This window comes from Nonomuraea sp. NPDC050404 (assembly GCF_040655495.1).
In the GTDB taxonomy this organism is placed as follows: Bacteria; Actinomycetota; Actinomycetes; order Streptosporangiales; family Streptosporangiaceae; genus Nonomuraea.
Genome location: NZ_JBFAKB010000013.1, coordinates 35061 through 52014 on the forward strand (window position 1 = coordinate 35061; position 16954 = coordinate 52014).

A 16954-nucleotide genomic window follows, 5' to 3' on the forward strand; every position below is an offset into this window, starting at 1 on the left:
AGCGCTTACACAAGTGCGCCCGGAAGTCTGGACAGCAATCTCGCATTCCTGTTTCCTGATGGCGAGTGATCACTCGCGCACCTCCGCGGCCATGCACAGCAGCAGCACTCCCCTCCATGCCGGCTGTCGATGACATGCCATGAGACAGCGGCATATAACGCCCTGTTCTGGGGGTTCCGGATGCGCCCGATCCGTCGTCTTCTCATCACGGCCGTATGCCTGGCCGTGGCAGCTTCCTCCTTACAGGGAGGCGCGCGGTCCGCCGCCGTCTCCTCCTCCCACATCCCACTCACCGGCTCTGACACGTGCGCCCCCGCCGGCGCCCCCGCCGGCGCCACCACTGGCGGCGCCACGGCCCGCCAGGCGGCGGCGCCAGCCTTCCGCACGCCCGCCCGCCCCGGCGCCGCCGCCGGCGTGACCCACGCCGGCGCCCGCCTGGAGATCGGCAAGGGCGCCCTGCGCGCCGCGACCGACATCGGCATCACCCCGCTCAGCGAGACCGAGCTGCCCGCGCTCGGCTCCGGCATGGACAACGTCACCATGGGGCCCCAGCGCGGCTACCGGTTCACGCCGACGCCGTTCACGTTCGCCGAGCCCATCACGGTCGAGCTGCCCTACGACCCGGCGGCGCTCACGGCCGCGGGGATGACGCCGTACGACGTGCGCACCTACTACTTCGACGTGCCCGGCGGCTGTTGGCGCGCGCTCGAACGGGCCGGCGTGGACGAGACGCGGCAGGTCGTCGTCTCGCGCACCGACCACTTCACGGACATGGTGAACGCCGTCGTGACCGCGCCCGAGGCGCCGGAGCAGGTGTCGTTCGACCCCACGCGGATCAAGGGCATGCAGGCGGCGAACCCGGCGACGGGCGTGAACCAGATCTCGGCGCCGGTGGCGCAGAGCACGGGTGACGCGAACCTGTCGTACCCGCTGGAGCTGCCGAACGGGCGTGCGGGGCTGCAACCCGCGCTGGAGGTCGTCTACTCCTCCACCGCCGGCAACGGCTGGCTGGGCGTGGGATGGGACCTGGCGGCACCGGCGATCAGCGTGGACACCCGGTGGGGCGTGCCGCGTTACGCGACCGGCACCGAGACCGAGACCTACATGGTGAACGGGGAGCAGCTCACTCCCGTGGCGCACACCGGGCCGGCCCGGGAGAGGGTGGCCGACCGGGTCTTCCACAGCCGGGTGGAGGGTTCCTTCGCCAAGATCGTCAGGAAGGGCGGCTCGCCCAAGACGTACGTGTGGGAGGTGACCGACAAGTCCGGCAAGCGCTCGACGTACGGCGGCGAGGGCGCGGTGCTCGCCGACGACGAGGGCAACGTCTTCACCTGGGCGCTGCGTGAGGTCCGCGACCCGCACGGGAACACCGTCCGCTACCGGTACGCGGTGCAGCAGGACCCCGGCGTCGCCGGCGGCGGCGTGCCCGGGCGCAACCTCTACCTGACCAAGATCAACTATACGGGCCGGGGCGACAGTGACGGGCCGTACTCGGTGACGTTCACGCGGGACCGCGAGCTGTCCGAGGCCCGCCGTGCCGACGTGACGATCGACGCGCGCGGCGGATTCAAGCGCGTGGTCGCCGACCTGCTGCGCAAGGTCGAGGTCAAGCTGGGCGACCAGCTCGTCAGGCGCTACGAGTTCGGGTACAAGGAGGGCGCCTTCCGCAAGACGCTGCTCACCTCCGTCACCCAGTTCGACGCCAACGGCCGGGGCTTCGCCGCCCACGAGTTCGGCTACTTCGACGACATTCGCGACGCCGCGGGCGCGTACGACGCCTTCGCCCGCGTGCCTTGGACCTCCCCCGCCGACGGCCTGGGCAACGACGTGGTCAACGGCATCCGCCAGGGCGCGGGCGACGCCAGCGCGCTCGGCGGCACCGTCTCCTCCGAGACCGGCGGCCACCTCTACGTGGGTGTCGGCCTCCGGCGCTCCAAGTCGGGCTCCATCGGCGTCAAGGCCGGCTTCGCCAGCGGCAGCGACGAGGGCCTGCTCGCGCTGGTCGACGTGGACGGCGACACCCTGCCGGACAAGGTGTTCAAGACCGGCGACGGCATCTCCTACCGCAAGAACCTCTCCGGGCCGAACGGCCGGCCGGCCTTCGCCGATCGGGCGGTGCCGCTGCGCGGCCTGCCGGGCGTGCTCGGCGAGAGCTCCAGCACGCGCACGGCCGGCGTCGAGGGCTATCTCGGCGGTGTGGCGGCCCAGCTCGACTACATCGACGCCTTCACCACCACCGGCAGGTACTTCTCCGACGTCAACAGCGACGGCATCTCCGACCTGGTGGACGGCGGGAACGTGCGGTTCGGCCGGGTCGGGGAGGACGGCGTGCCCGTCTACGGCTCCGCGGCCGACACGCCGGTGCCGATCGGGTCGAGCACCGTGGACCCGGACGGCATCCTGGCCGACTACCGGGCCGACAGGGAGCGGCGTGAGGAGTCGTTCCCGCTGGTGGACAGCCTGCGCCGCTGGGAGGCGCCGTTCGCGGGCACGGTCAGCGTCACCGGCGCCGTCACCCTGCCGCCCGGCCAGGGCGAGCAGGCCGACCCCGGCACGCCCGACGGCGTGCGGGTGGCGATCCAGCACGAGGACCAGGAGCTCTGGTCGGCCAGGATCGCCGCCGACGACCACGGCGAGCACGCCCCCGCGGGCGTCGACGCCATCCAGGTCGAGCGCGGCGACCGGCTCTACTTCCGGGTCGGCTCGGTGTACGACGGCACGGCCGACCAGGTGTCGTGGAACCCGGTGATCACGTACGCGGGCCTTCCCGACGTGCCCGACGCCAACGGTCTGCCGCAGCACCGCTACACCGCCTCCGCCGACTTCACGCTCGCGGGCCGCGCCACCACCGTGACCGCGCCCGTAGACGGGACCCTGCACCTCAGCGGCGCGCTCACCAAGAAGGCCGCGACCAGCGACGACATCACCGTGGTCGTGACGCGCGGCGACGAGACCGTGGTCGAGAGGCGGATCCCGGCCGCGCAGACCGGGGCGGTGGACATCACCGCCGACATCCCCGTGACCAAGGACCAGGAGCTGAGCTGGCGCATCCGGGTGGACTCGCCGGTGGACCTGGCCCAGATCTCGTGGGCGCCGCAGGCGCGCTACACCTCCACGGAGTCGGAGCTGACGTTCAGGCCCTCCTTCGACGTGGACACCTACTCGGTGAACGACGCGGCGGGCCCGGTGCGGCCGCACGTCGTGGAGGCCGGCGGCACGCTGACCGTCACGCCGACGCTGACCGTCGGCGGCGGCAGCGGCACGGTCGTCTTCACGGTCAAGAAGGCCGGGGCGCTGCTGGCGAAGAAGGCGATCACGGTGACCGACGGGCAGGTGCCCGCGGACACGCAGGTGCAGGTCGAGACGTCGCCCGGCGACGGGCTGTACTTCGACTTCTCCGTCGCCGACCCGGCGTTCGCCGGGCAGGTCACCGGCCACCAGGTGAACGCCGGCGGCGTCGAGGTGCCGGGCACGCTGCACCGGGCGGTCGCGGAAGGGGTGTTCCCGCGGTCGTACCGGGGCTGGAGCGTGATCGGCTACAACGGTAACAAGGACCGCGCCGAGCAGCCGGTCAAGCAGGCGGATCTCGCCGTGAGCGACGACTACGCCGACCAGTTGCCGAAGTCGGTGGACCCGCAGCGCGACCGTGCGGCGTTCGAGGCCGATCCGCGGATCAAGCCGCCGAACGTGATCGTCTTCGGCCCGCAGCCCGAGCAGGGCAGGTGGGGCTCCAGCGAGTTCTCGTTCGTCGCGGCAGGATCGGTGTCCAGCTCGCGGCTGGGCGGGCCGTCCATCGGGCTCCCGGCGGCCGCCGACCTGGAGGACGTGCGCGCGGTGCCGCGGATCTCCCGCTCCCGGCAGATCTCGCTGACCGGCGGCGTCGGCGGCGGGGTCGGCTCGGTGGGCGGCAGCATCGCCGACGGCACCAGCACCGGCGAGCTCGACTACCTCGACATGAACGGCGACAGCTTCCCCGACGTGGTCGGCACGGAGGGCATCCAGTACACCGACCCGAGCGGGGTGCTCGGCGCCACCCGCGGCGACCTGCCCGGTGACGGCGTACGCTCCTCGCGCAACGTGGTCGGCAACGCCAGGGCCGGCAGCGCGGCCAGGACCATCACCACCGGGCGCGGCCAGGCCGCCCCGACCGGCTCGGGCTCGGCGAGCACGTCGAAGTCGGGCAACGACATGCCGCCGCTGGGCATCGGCGGGTCGCTGGGCAGCGGCACCTCCGACGCCGAGTCCGACCTGCTGGACATCAACGGCGACGGGCTGCCCGACCGCGTGTACGAGGACGGGCGCGCGGCGCTGAACCTCGGCTACCGCTTCGCCGCGCCCGAGCCGTGGCCCGGCGGCAAACTCAACGCGGGCGAGACCGAGAACAGCGGGCTGAACATCGGCTTCGAGACGGACTTCTACGGGTTCGGCGGGGGCGGCTCGTTCGGCAACGGCGCGTCGAAGGTCAAGGAGTCCCTGGCGGACGTCAACGGTGACGGGCTGGCGGACCGGGTGTTCGCCGGATCGCCGATCAGGGTCGCGCTCAACACGGGCGCGGGGTTCGCCGCTCCTGTGGAGTTCGGCGGGAGCCTGGCGGGGTTGAACGCGGACGCGTCGGCCAAGGTGGACGCCGCCGGATATTTCCGGATTTCTCATTGCTTCATAGCCGTTTGTGTGATCATCAACCCTGGTGGGCACACCGGCACCGGAACCGGCCGCCCCGAGCAGGCCCTGCGGGACCTCGACGGCGACGGCAACGTCGACCACGTCGCCTCGACCAAGGACAACCAACTGACCGTCGCGGCGAACCGTACCGGCCGCACCAACCTGCTGCGTACCGTCCAGCGGCCGCTCGGCTCCACGATCGAGCTGGACTACCGGCGTGACGGCAACACCTACGGTCTGCCCGAGTCCCGCTGGGTGCTGGCGTCCACCACCACCCGCGACGGGCACCCGGGCGACGGCCCCGACGCCCAGCGCAGCTCCTTCACCTACGCGGGCGGCGTCTACGACCGCCTGAACAGGGAGTTCCTGGGCTACACCAGCCTGGTCGCCTCCGACGTGGCCGAGGACGGCAGCCTCTACCGCTCGACCGCCCGCGAGTTCGAGACCGGCAGCTACTACACCCGCGGCCTGGTCAGGCGCGAGCGGGTGACCACCGGCACCGGCGCGATCTTCAACGAGTCCACCAACCGCTACGAGTTGTGGGACGTCGGGGCCGAGCGCGTCGTGGACGGCAAGAGCGCGTCGGCCAGCATCTTCCCGCGCCTCGTCCGTACGGACCGCGCCTGGTACGAGGGACGCGACGCACCGGGCAAGACGACCTATACGGAGATGTCCTACGACGCCTTCGGCAACGTCGTGCGATCGCTGGACCGCGCCGACGCCGGCTCGATCGACGACGTCGAGACGACCATCTCGTACGTCTCCTGCCCCGACACCTACCTCGTGGGCATCGCCACGAAGGTCCAGATCGAGGGCGGCGGAGCCGTCATGCGCCAGCGCGAGTCGGAGGTGGACTGCGCCACCGGCGCCACCACCAGGCACCTCGCCAAGGCGACCGACGGCACCACGGCGATCAGCGACTACACCTACTTCGACACCGGCATGGTCAAACAGCTGACCGGGCCGGCCAACCACAAGGGCCAGCGCTACCGGCTCACCTTCACCTACGACCCGGTCACGGGCAGCTACGTGACCTCCACGACCGACAGCTTCGGGCTGCGCTCGTCGTCGGCCTACGACCTGCGCTTCGGCCAGCCCACGACGCAGACCGACCTCAACGGCCAGGTCATCCGCTACACGCATGACGCCGTCGGCCGCATCGCGTCCGTGACAGGGCCGCACGAGAGCGGCCAGGAGAAGACGATCACCCTTGAGTACCACTCCGACGCCGCCGTGCCGTACGCCGTCACCCGCCATCTCGACAGGGCGGCGACCGGCCACGTCAAGCCGGACACGATCGACACCATCACCTTCACCGACGGCCTCGGCCGGGTCATCCAGACCAAGAAGGACGCCACCGTGGACGGCGTGGCGGTGATGACGGTGTCCGGGCGGAGCGTCTTCGACGCCTTCGGCCGCGTCGTCCGCCAGCACTACCCGCTCACCGAGCCCAAGGGCGCCGCGAACACCACGCTCAACCCGGCGTTCGACCCGGTGCCCCCGACCGTCGTCACCTACGACGTGCTCGACCGCACGACCAGCACGGTGCTCCCCGACCAGACCAGGACCACCAACACCTACGGCTTCGGCGACGACCGGGCCGGGATCCAGCGCTTCGAGTCGGTGACCAGGGACGCGAAGGGCAACGAGCGGGCCAAGTTCGCCGACGTCAGGAACCTGGCCACGTCTGTCAAGGAGCAGGGCGGCATCTGGACCGCCTACGCCTACGACGCGCTGGGCCAGCTCGTCAGGGCGACCGACCACAAGAACAACAGCACCCTGGCGACGTACGACCTCCTCGGCCGCCGCACCTCGGCGACCATCCCCGACGGCGGGGTGACCCGCTGGTCGTACGACCTGGCGGGCAACATCACCAAGAAGGCCAACCGGTCGGAGGTCACCTACACCTACGACTTCGACCGGCTCGTCACCATCGACTACCCGGTCTTCACCGGCAACGACGTCCGCTACACCTACGGCGGCCCCGACGCCACCGCCAACGGCGCCGGCCGCATCATCAAGATCGAGGACGGCGCCGGCGAGACGTTCAGGAAGTACGGCCCGCTCGGCGAGGTCGTGGAGGAGAGCAAGTCGCTGCCCGGCAACGGCTCGCACGACGACTCCTACACCACCGCCTACCGCTACGACGCCTTCGGCCGCGTACTGAAGCTCACCTACCCCGACGGGGAGGTGCTGTCGTACACCTACAACAGCGGCGGCCTGGTCGAATCGGCCACCGGCGCCAAGAAGGGCTACACCTACCCCTATCTGAAGCGGCTCGACTACGACAAGTTCGACGAGCGGGTGCTGCTCGTCGCAGGCAACGGCACCGAGACCCGCTACGCCTACGACGCCGAGGACCGGCGCCTGGCCAGGCTCCAGGCCACGCTTCCCGGCGGGTACGCGTTCCAGAACCTCGCCTACGGCTACGACGAGGTGGGCAACCTCACGTCCGCCAAGAACGAGACGCAGCCGCCCGGCCCGTCGGACCAGTCCCGGCTGGGCGGGCCCACCAGCCAGACCTTCACCTACGACAGCCTCTACCGCCTGACGGGCGCGCGGGGCGAGTACCAGGTCGCGGCGAACAAGACCGACTCGTACGAGCTGTCGATGTCGTACGACCAGCTCCACAACCTCACGTCCAAGAGCCAGCGGCACGTGATCAAGGTCGGTGACGGCCACGAGCAGGTGCAGAAGGACACCACCTACAGCCAGACCTACGACTTCACCTCACGGCCGCACGCGCCGGAGACCATCGGCCAGGACCGGCTGCGCTACGACGCCGACGGCAACCTCGTCGACCGTGTCACGCAGGTCTCGGGCGGCCCGCGCAGGCAGCAGATCTGGGACGAGGACAACCGCCTGGCCTGCGTGCACGACCACGCCAAGAACGAGACCATGCCGCAGACCCCCGCGTCCTGCTACCAGCCGGGCAAACCGCCCACGGTCCGTTTCCTCTACGACGACCAGGGCACCCGGGTGGTCAAGGACGGCCCGCAGACCGTCCTCCACCCCAACCAGCACTACACGGTGCGCAACCGGACGGAGTTCAAGCACGTCTTCGTCGGCACCACCAGGCTGGCGTCCAAGACCGCCAAATCGGGCAGCTCCTACGAGAAGGACCAGTTCTACTACCACGCCGACCGCCTCGGCTCCACCGGCTTCGGCACCGACGCGGCAGGGAAGCTGGCCGAGCACGTCGACTACTTCCCCACCGGGGAGACCTGGGTCGACGAGCATCCCGGGGAGAAGAACCCGTACCTGTTCTCCGGCAAGGAGTTCGACGAGGAGACCGGGTACTACAACTACGGCGCCCGCCAGTACGACCCCAGGTCAAGCCTCTGGCAGTCCGCCGACCCGGCCGACCCGCTGACCGACAACGAGCCGAAGAACCTGTCGGCGTACTCGTACGCGCACAACAACCCGACAGGCTTCATCGACCCGGACGGCCGGCAGGCCATCGACACCCGGCGCCTGATGGGCCTGGCCAGCGCGCACGGCATCTACCGCGACAGGCACGCGGTGATGGGCAGGCACTTCGAGGCCGCGGTCATCCGCTCGATGAGGCTGATGAACGTGCTCGGCACGGTGAAGAACACCGAGTACTTCCTGTCGCCGCAGCGCGCGACGGCCACCGGCGGCTCGTTCACCCGTGTGGTGCCGGACATCGTCGGCGGCCTCCTGGTCGGCAGGATGGTCAACGGTGTCCCGACCGGGGGGGACTTCATCACCCGGTACACCTTCTACGAGGTTAAGGCCGTCAACCGGCGCATCGGCCTGGACTACAGCGACCACCAGATCCGCGGCCTCATCGACGCGGCGGCCATCCGCGGTCAGGAGGAGAGCCACCGCACCGACTTCCCGCCGTACGTCGTGCTCATCTCCACGAGCAACAGCGGCTTCTCGGAGAGGACGCGCTCGATCTTCGACCTGTTCATCTCCCCCAGGCAGACCCCTGCCGACTACGCCGACCAGCGGGGCGTGGCACTCTGGCACGCCATGGTCTACGAGGTCGGCGGCGACCGCAACAACCCGACGATCGCGGTCGGGCCGATGACCCCGGCGAACGCGGTCGCCCGGGGCCTGGTGGCGCGGGGTGCGGGGTTCCAGCCGGTCCTGCCGCTGGGCGGCCCGGTGCCCTTCTTCGAGCAGGGCCCGGGTAACACCATCCTCCCGCCGCCGCCCGACACCGCCGGCGATCCCGATCCCGCGATCGTCGACGATCCCTCGCAGTTACCCTGACGGAGAGGCCTGCCCTCCGGGGCAGGCCTTCTCCTTCATCTGCGACTTCATCTTCAGGTGGTCCTGCACGGTGTACGACGACACGTGCAGCCGACCGGCGATCTGCTTGCCGTAGGCATCGACCATCAGGGGCGCCATCTCGGCCGGGCGAGCAGCTTCCAGCATCACCGCGACCTGCGCTTCCGGGCCGTCATTCAGCAGCGAGCCCCGGACGATCAGCCACCGGCCGGCCCGGGTGCGCGCTCGGGCCCTCTTCGTCCTGACCCACAACGTCCCGGACGACCGGCCACCGGGCAGCGTCCGCTACGTCACCGACGTACACACGTGCGCCGCACAGGCCCGCGCGGCAGCCGGGGACGGGGAGGTGATGGTGCACGGTGCCGGGGCGGCGCAGGCGCTGCTGCGGGCGGGGCAGCTCGACGAACTGGAACTGCACGTCGTACCGGTCCTGCTCGGGCAGGGACGAAGGCTGTTCGACAACCTGCCCGACCACGAGCCGCTGCCCGGCGGTCAACGAGGCGGTCGGCGGCGCGGAACGCCGGTTTCACCGCGCCCGACGGTAGATCGTGACGAGCACCCCGTCACCGTACGTCGTCGCCTCGGTCAGCCGCCACGCCGACTGGTCCGGGGTGTCCGCCCACAGTTTGCGGCCGTACCCGAGGATGACCGGAAATGTCATCAGGTGAATCTCATCGACCAGGTCATGCGCGAGCAGCCCGTGCGCGAGCCGGATGCTCCCCGCCACGGACACGTCGCCGTCGATCTCCCTTTTGATCCGCGCCACGCCACCGGGCAGGTCGTCGCCGGGCAACACAGTGGTCTCGCCCCACGCGGGCTCGGTCAGCGTGCTCGACACGACGTACTTCGGCATGCTGTTGTACTTGTCGGCCAGCTCGCCCTCGTACTGCGGCCAGGCCGACGCGAACCCCTCGTAGGTGTGCCGGCCGAGGAGCAGCGCCGCCGCCCCCAACGCCTCCTGCTCCTTGAACTTCTCCCCATCGGGCCCACGATCGAACGCGAAACTCCAGTCCGGGTACTTGAACTCCTCCCCGCCGGGCGCCTCCACCACGCCATCGAGCGAGACGAACTCCGTCAGCACGATCCTGCCCATCTGGGATCTCCTTCATGACGCCGCCCACGATCTCGGCACCAGCCTAGGAAAGGGCGGCCTCGCCGGGCTTGTACAGAAGCGACATCGGCTCGCCCCGCCTCACCGCAGCCGGCGCGCTGTTCGGCTGCGGGGGCCGTCCGGGTCCTGTCATTGGGAGCAGGTGTCCTGGTAGGGCAGGGTCGAGAGGTAGCGGGCCCACTGGTCGCGATCCAGGCCGCCGCCGGTCACCAGGCAGGCGGTCTCGTCGAGGTGAGCGCGCAGTTCGTACGTCGGCCGCAGGTCCCACAGGACGACGTCGCCCCTGACGCCCGCGGTGGCCAGTAGTTCGCCACCGGTGGAGAACACCATGTGCCCGACGGTGTCCAGGTTGTCGGCCAGTGCCGTGCCGAGTCTTCGGGGCAGGATCCGGTTGCCGAGGTCCCACAGGTAGGCGTTGCCGTCGATGCCTCCCGTCGCCATGATGCCCGTCGATGGAGCGAACGCCATGTTGATCGACATGAGGCTGCCGTGCGGGGTGAGCGGATCGCCGAGGCGCCGCACGTGCGCGGGGTCCTTGGCGTCCCAGAGTATGGCCACCCCGTTCCGGTCACCGGTGACGAGCAGGTCGCCCGCCGGTGACAGTGCCGCGCTCTGCACCGCGGCCGCGTGACCGACGAGACCCGGGCCGAGGCGGCGGGGACGGCGGGGGTCGGTGAGGTCCCACAACCGGGCGCCGTTCGGGTCCCCCGGCCCGCCGGTCGGCTGGGGGCGTCCCACCGCCGCGGCGTCCTGGCTGCCATCGGTCCGCGTGGGCGAGATCGTCGGCTGGACGGCGGTGGTGGTGGGCGTCGAGTACGTCCCGGACCCGCGGACGACGGCCAGCGTGCGGCCGTCGCTCACCTGCCGGATGGCGAGCACGCCCTCCTTGTCGAGGAGGTGTGCGATCTGGCGGGGCCGGGCGGGCTCCCGGACGTCCCACAGGATCGTCGCCTGGTCGCCGGCCACGACGAGTGTCCGGCCGTCGGCCGAGAACAGGATGGAGCGGATGATGTTCGTCTGCCCGCTGAGCGTGGCTTCCAGGCGGCGCGGATGGGCGCGGTCGGTCAGGTCCCACAACAAGACGTTCTGGTCGACGTCGCCGGTGGCCAGGAGTTTGCCGTCGGGGGCGAAGGCGACACCTTCGATCCCCTCGCCGGTGTGTCCTTTCAGCACGGCCAGCCGGTGCGGCCGGGCGCGGTCGGCGATGTCCCACACCTCGACGGTGGCGTCGCGGCCGCTGGTCGCGATCATCGTGGCGTCGGCCGACATGGCCAGGCCGTAGATGTCGCGGTAGCGGCCCTCCTGGTGCCCGACGAACGGCGGGCCGAAGGCGCGCGGGCGGCCGGCGCGTCCCAGGTTCCAGAGAGTGACGCGGCCGTCCTCGCTCCCGCTGGCGACCATGCGGCCGTCCGGCGAGAACGTCATGGTCATGTCGTTGCGCCCGGCGGTCAGCCGTTCGGTCCGGCCGGGGAAGTCGGGGTGGGTGACGTCCCACAGCAGCAGGCCGGTGTCGCGGCCGCCGGTCGTGGCCAGTGTGGCGCCGCGCGGGGAGAACCGCACCTGGGAGCCGTATTGGACGCGTATGAGGTCACGGGCGGTCTGCGGGTGGGCGGGGTCGCGTACGTTCCACAACGCGATGCCGCGAAGGGTCCCGCTGATGGCCAGCACATTGCCGTCGGGCGAGAAGGCGAGATTGTCCACCACATCCTTCGGCGGGGACGGGATGCGGCCCAGTAGCCGCGGCGCCGTGCGGTTGCCGATGTCCCAGAGCGTCACCGGGTTCTTGTCGCCCGCGGTGGCGGCGATCGTGGCGCCGTCCGCGGAAAACGTCAGGGCAGAGACATACCGGGCGGATGCCTGCCCGGCGGTGACGTCGATCGCACGTCCGAGCCTGCGGATCCGCCCGGGCTCGCGCAGGTCCCAGAGCTGGAGCCGGGGCTGATCCTTCCAGGAGGTGGCCAGCACGGTCCCGTCGGGCGACATCCACGTGCCGCCCTGCCGGTACCTCTTGCCCGCCACCGGTGTGCCCAGCTTGCGGGGCCGTGCCGGGTCGCGCACGTCCCAGATCACGACGTCGCCGACGGTACTGGCGGTGACGAGCCGGCTGTGGTCGGCCGAGAAGGTGACGATGGCGGGGGACTCGAACGCGATGAAGGGCGAGCCGATCTGCCGAGGCCGCAGCGGGTCGCGCAGATCCCACAACATGATCGTGCCGTTGATGAAACCGGCGGCGAGGTAGCGGCCGTCGGAGGAATAGTCCAGCGTATAGATCCGGTCGCCGACGCCGGTCATCTGCCCGGCGTACGGCGTGGTGGTGATCGCCTCCTGCAGCGAGGAGTAGGTCTCGGCGTCGGGGTGGACGCGGTGGGCGGCGACCATGAGCATCAGCGCGGTCCGGGGGTCGGAGTCCAGGGCCGCCTCGGCCTTGGCCACGAGCTGGCGGGCCAGGGCGACGCGCTGCTGTTCCTGGGCCACCGTGCGCTGCTGGCGTGCCGCGTTCCCCTGTACCAGGGCGACGTTGGCGAGCAGGAGGGCGGCCAGGAGCAGCGCGGACAGAGCGATGAGCGTGAGGCGCCGCTGTCGCCTGCCGCGGCCCTCCGCGCGGAGGCCGGCGTCCAGGAACAGGCGCGGGGCGCCGGCGAGCGTATCGGCCTCCCAGCGCGATCCGGCGTGCAGGACCGCGGCCAGCCGCTCGCCCCGATACAGGTAGGAGGGGTCGCGGCCGTTACGGTCCCACTCCTCGGCATCCTCCAGCAGCTGGCTGCGCAGGGCGTGCCCGGTGAGGTCGGCCTCCAGCCATCCGTGCAGGCGAGGCCAGTGCTGCAGAAGGGCGTCATGGGCGATGTGCACCGCTCCCGCATCGATGACGATCAGGCGGCGCCGGGCGAACACCTCCACTACCTCATCCAGCGCGGCGCCGCCCTTCATCTGCGTCAGCGTGGTGCGGGCCACCGGACGGCGGGCCAGCCGCACTTCCGCCGAGACGGTGGTCAGCCGCTGGAACAGCTGGCGGGCCAGCTCCCGCCGGGCGGGCTCCAGTCCGTCGTAGGCGGCTTCGGCGCTGCTGGTGACGGCATGGGTGACGCCGCCGGTCAGGGCGTAGCCCCGGTGGGTCAGCCGGCGGCCTTCGCGGTGCTCCCAGACGGTCAGCATCGTCTGGGACAGCAGCGGCAGCACACCCGCGTCGAACGTGCCGGCCGAGGAGCGCAGCTCACCGAGGATCGTCTCGGCCAGGCCGGCCTCGATGTCCAGCCCGGCGGCGTGGGCCGGCACCGTGATCGCGGCCCGCAGCTCGGGCTCGGTCATCGGGCCCAGGACGAAGGGCCCCTCCCGTAAGGCGGCCACGAGCTGCGGGTGGCCGGCGCACTTGTCGATCACGTCGCCCCGTACCGCGATCAGCACGAGCGCGGCGGGAAGGCCGGCGCCACCGGCCGGAACGGTCGCGGCGGCGTGCAACGCGGCGACGAACGCGGCCCGCTCGGCGGCGGCCTCCTCGCCCTCGGCCGTGAACACCTCCTCGAACTGGTCCACCACCAGGATCAGCCGGCAGCCGGCGGCGACCTCGGTGGACAGCTCCCGCCTGCGGGCGTCGGTGTCCACGGCCTGCCGGACCAGCAACGCCGCGTTCTGCGGGGCGTGCTTGAGCGCCTCCAGCACCGTCGGGGCGTCCACCCCGGCCAGCGCGGCCAGCAACGAGGCCAGGACGGACAGCGGCGAGCGGGTCGGCCGGTCCATCACGTGCCGTGGCCAGTGCCGTGCCTGCTCCGACAGGTCGCCCCGCGCGATCGCCGCGAACAGCCCGGCACGCAGCAGCGAGGACTTGCCCGCTCCGGACGCGCCGGTCACCACCACCGGGCCGGGCCTGGCCAGCCGCTCGGACAAGGTGCTGACCAGCTGCGCGGTGAGGACCTCGCGTCCGGCGAACACCTCGGCGTCCGCCTCCCCGTACGTGGCCAGCCCCTTGTACGGGCTCCCGCCCGACCAGCCCGGCCCATCGGGCTCCTCCGTCGCGTCCGCCGGCCGCGTCCGCCTTTCGATCACCGCCAGCCGTTCCAGCAGCAGCCGGGTGTCGGTGGCCTGCCGGTACTGCAGGCCCACCGCCACCTGCAGCTGCGCCCGCTGCTGGTCCACGCCTTCGCGGATCGACCTCAGCCGGTCATCGACCTCCGAGAGCACGAACGCGAACTCGGCGAACTCGGCGCCCAGCTCGGACAGCCCTTCGGTCAGCGCCGCCTGCAGCTCTCGGTTTCCGGTTCTGACGGCCTCCTCGATCGCCGCGCCGACCAGCCCGTGCTCGCGCAGCAGTCGCGCGATCTCGGCGCGCAGCTCGGCGGCGTCCGGTCCACCGGCCTCCAGCGCCACCCGGATGCGGCGCTCCAGCTCACTCTCAAGATCCTCCCGCGACGGCTCGCCGTCTTCGCGTCCAAGGCTCTCCAGACCGGCCTTCACCACGTCGGTCAGCAGGTTTCCGCCGACCGCGGTGACCGCCCCGATCGCCGCCACGGCCAGCGCCGACCCGCCCAGCGCCGGAATGAGCAACGGCGCGAACGCCCCGGCCGACAACACCGCGAGCAACATCGGCGGGGTCCACCCCCGTGCCCGTTCCCTGGCCGAACGCACCGACCGGGCGACTCCACCGCGCATCGACGCCGAGGGATCCGCTGCCTCCTGCTCACCGTTCACATATCGGATATCGCGTCCGCAGCCGTCATCATCACGCCGCAGGAACGCCGAATGTCGGCCATCGTGCGGTTTCCGAGCACCTGGACGGCGGCCGGCCACCTTTCACAGGTGGCGCATGCGCTCTTCGTAGGTGGAGTCGCGCCTCTGACGCGATCGCCGTTCCGCTACCGTACGGGCTCATATAATTACGCTGTGTTGTCGCAGGTGGTCAGTGCCCGGGCCGAGCCCGTACGGTGGCCGTCACGGCTGCCCGCCGCCGCGCTGACCGCCGCCACCGTCGCCTTCGCCGGCTGCGCGATCGCCGTGATGGTCACCGACGATGCTCTGGGGTTGGTCGCCGACACCCGGACCTGGCTCGCCCGCAGCTTGGGGCTGGGCGCCGGTCTGGCCGTCGCCGCCTGGACGGTGCTACGGCGCGATCCCCGGCACGGCGTCGGCCTGGTGCTGCTGATCGCCTCGGCCGGCCTCAGCCTGGCGGGGCTCGGCCAGGCGCTGCGTGAGCTGGGCGAGGGCGCGGGCGCGTTCATGGCGGGCGGCCCGCTGGCGGTGCTGCGCGGGGTGGCGATCTTCGCCCAGCACGGGGCGCTCGCCGTGCTGCCGCTGTTCTACCCCGGCGGTCGGCTCACCCGCCGGCGCCTGTGGTGGGTCCCGATCGGCATGGCCGTCGTCCACGCGCTCTACCTCGCCCCGCTCGCCTGGTACGGCCGCGACCGGTATGATCGGCAATGGACCTCACAAGCCATGGCCGCCGAACACCCGTGGTGGGGAGCCCTGGGCGAGCCGGTCATCTGGATGCCCAGGATCGTGGCCGCCGCGGCGGCGTTCGCCCTGGCCCGCCGGGCCGCCCGTACGCAGGGCGCCGAGCGGCTGCGGATGCGGGCCATGGTGGCGTGCCAGGCGTACTACTGGACGGTGGCCACCGTCTACGCCATGTTGCCGCACGCGAGAGGCCTGGACACCCGCTACTGGCCCGACCTGCTCATCCAGGGGCCGAGTACGCTGGGCATCGCCATGATCGCGATCGTGGCCGCCGCCCCGGCCCGGCTGAGCCCGGTGATCCGGGTGGCACGGCTGCTGTTCGTCCTGGAAGGGCTGGCGCTGGGCCTGTGGATCACGTACCGGGCGCTGGCCCTGACGATCGAGCAGCTGGCCCCCGCAGCGGGCCCCGCACCCGCCGCGGCGGTGGCCGCGCTGCTCGTGCGCCCGCTCGCCGGCCTGCTGTGGCGGGCCACGAACCTGCTCTTCTACGGACGCCGGAACAGCCCGGACGAAGCCGTCAGAGCGCTGGCCCGCCAGCTGCGCGATCAGCACGACTCCGGCGAGGTGGCCATGATCGTGTGCCGCACCGTGGTCGAGCGGCTGGGCCTGCCGGCCGCCGAGCTGACCATGCCCACGCGCAGCGGGCCGCGGACCCTGGCCAGCGTGGGTGAGACCGGCGACGGCGCCGCGCTCGGCTTACCGCTGTACCACCGGGCGCGGCACGTCGGCACATTGACGATCACCGCCCGCCCTGGCGAGGCGGCGCTCGACGCCCGTGACCGCGCGGCGATCAACGACCTGGCCGCCCAGGCCGCGCCGGTGATCGCGGCGCTCCGGCTGCACGCCGACCTGCTGGCCAGCCGCGAGCGGATCGTCACCACCCGCGAGGAGGAACGCCGCCGGCTGCGCCGCGACCTGCACGACGGGCTCGGCCCCTCGATGGCGGGCATCGGGCTGCGGCTCGACGCCGCCCGCCGCACCCTCGACGCCGGCTCACCCGTCGCCACCATTTTCGGCGAGGTGTCGGGGGAGATCACGCGGTGCCTGCGCGAGATCCGCCAGATCATCGAGGACCTGCGTCCACCGGCCCTCGACGACATGGGCCTGCCCGCCGCGCTGACGCACCTCGCCGCCGGCTTCGGCGCCGACGTACACACCAGTCTGCCCGCCGCGCTGCCCGCGCTCCCGGCCGCGACCGAGGCGGCGGCGTACCGCATCGCCGCCGAGGCCCTGACCAACGCGATACGGCACAGCGGCGCGGACCGCATCGACCTGACCGCCGCGATCGCGGGCCCGTGGCTGGAAGTACGCGTCGCCGACGACGGCGCCGGCCTGCCCGCGGTCCCGGCCCGCGAAGGCGTCGGGCTTCGCTCGATGACCGACCGGGCCGAGGAGATCGGCGGCACCCTGACGCTCGGCCCGGGGCCGGGCGGCGGCACCATCGTCCGCGCCCGCCTGCCCCTGCACCTGCCGTGAGAG

The 16954-nt window shown here is 71.7% G+C and carries 5 protein-coding genes and 1 pseudogene; 3 read left to right on the forward strand and 3 right to left on the reverse strand.

Annotated elements, in window-relative coordinates; genetic code table 11:
* Nucleotides 1-225 precede the first annotated feature (225 nt).
* Entirely contained in the window at nucleotides 226-8904 is an 8679-nt protein-coding gene (locus AB0I81_RS33035) for a SpvB/TcaC N-terminal domain-containing protein (RefSeq protein ID WP_360664539.1), read from the forward strand.
* On the opposite strand, the gene AB0I81_RS33040 is transcribed toward AB0I81_RS33035, so the two are convergent.
* Nucleotides 8896-9069: a hypothetical protein gene (locus tag AB0I81_RS33040; protein WP_360664542.1), complete on the reverse strand. Its 174-nt coding sequence runs from the start codon at nucleotides 9067-9069 to the stop codon at nucleotides 8896-8898. The genes AB0I81_RS33035 and AB0I81_RS33040 overlap by 9 nt on opposite strands.
* Before the next feature lie 202 nt (nucleotides 9070-9271).
* Here AB0I81_RS33040 and AB0I81_RS33045 point away from each other — a divergent pair.
* Nucleotides 9272-9328: pseudogene (locus AB0I81_RS33045) on the forward strand (hypothetical protein); the annotation flags it as partial.
* A 120-nt stretch (nucleotides 9329-9448) separates the two neighbouring features.
* On the opposite strand, the gene AB0I81_RS33050 reads toward AB0I81_RS33045, so the two are convergent.
* Together AB0I81_RS33050 and AB0I81_RS33055 are read right to left on the reverse strand one after the other, a co-directional pair.
* Nucleotides 9449-10015, reverse strand: coding sequence for a dihydrofolate reductase family protein (locus AB0I81_RS33050; RefSeq protein ID WP_360664545.1), 567 nt, complete (start codon nucleotides 10013-10015; stop codon nucleotides 9449-9451).
* A 147-nt stretch (nucleotides 10016-10162) separates the two neighbouring features.
* Nucleotides 10163-14716 (reverse strand): hypothetical protein, encoded by a 4554-nt coding sequence (locus AB0I81_RS33055; RefSeq protein ID WP_360664549.1) that lies wholly within the window; start codon nucleotides 14714-14716, stop codon nucleotides 10163-10165.
* 192 nt (nucleotides 14717-14908) lie between these two features.
* Between AB0I81_RS33055 and AB0I81_RS33060 the strand changes: the two genes are divergently transcribed.
* Nucleotides 14909-16951, forward strand: a complete 2043-nt coding sequence (locus AB0I81_RS33060) for a histidine kinase (RefSeq protein WP_360664552.1) — start codon at nucleotides 14909-14911, stop codon at nucleotides 16949-16951.
* Nucleotides 16952-16954: the final 3 nt, after the last annotated feature.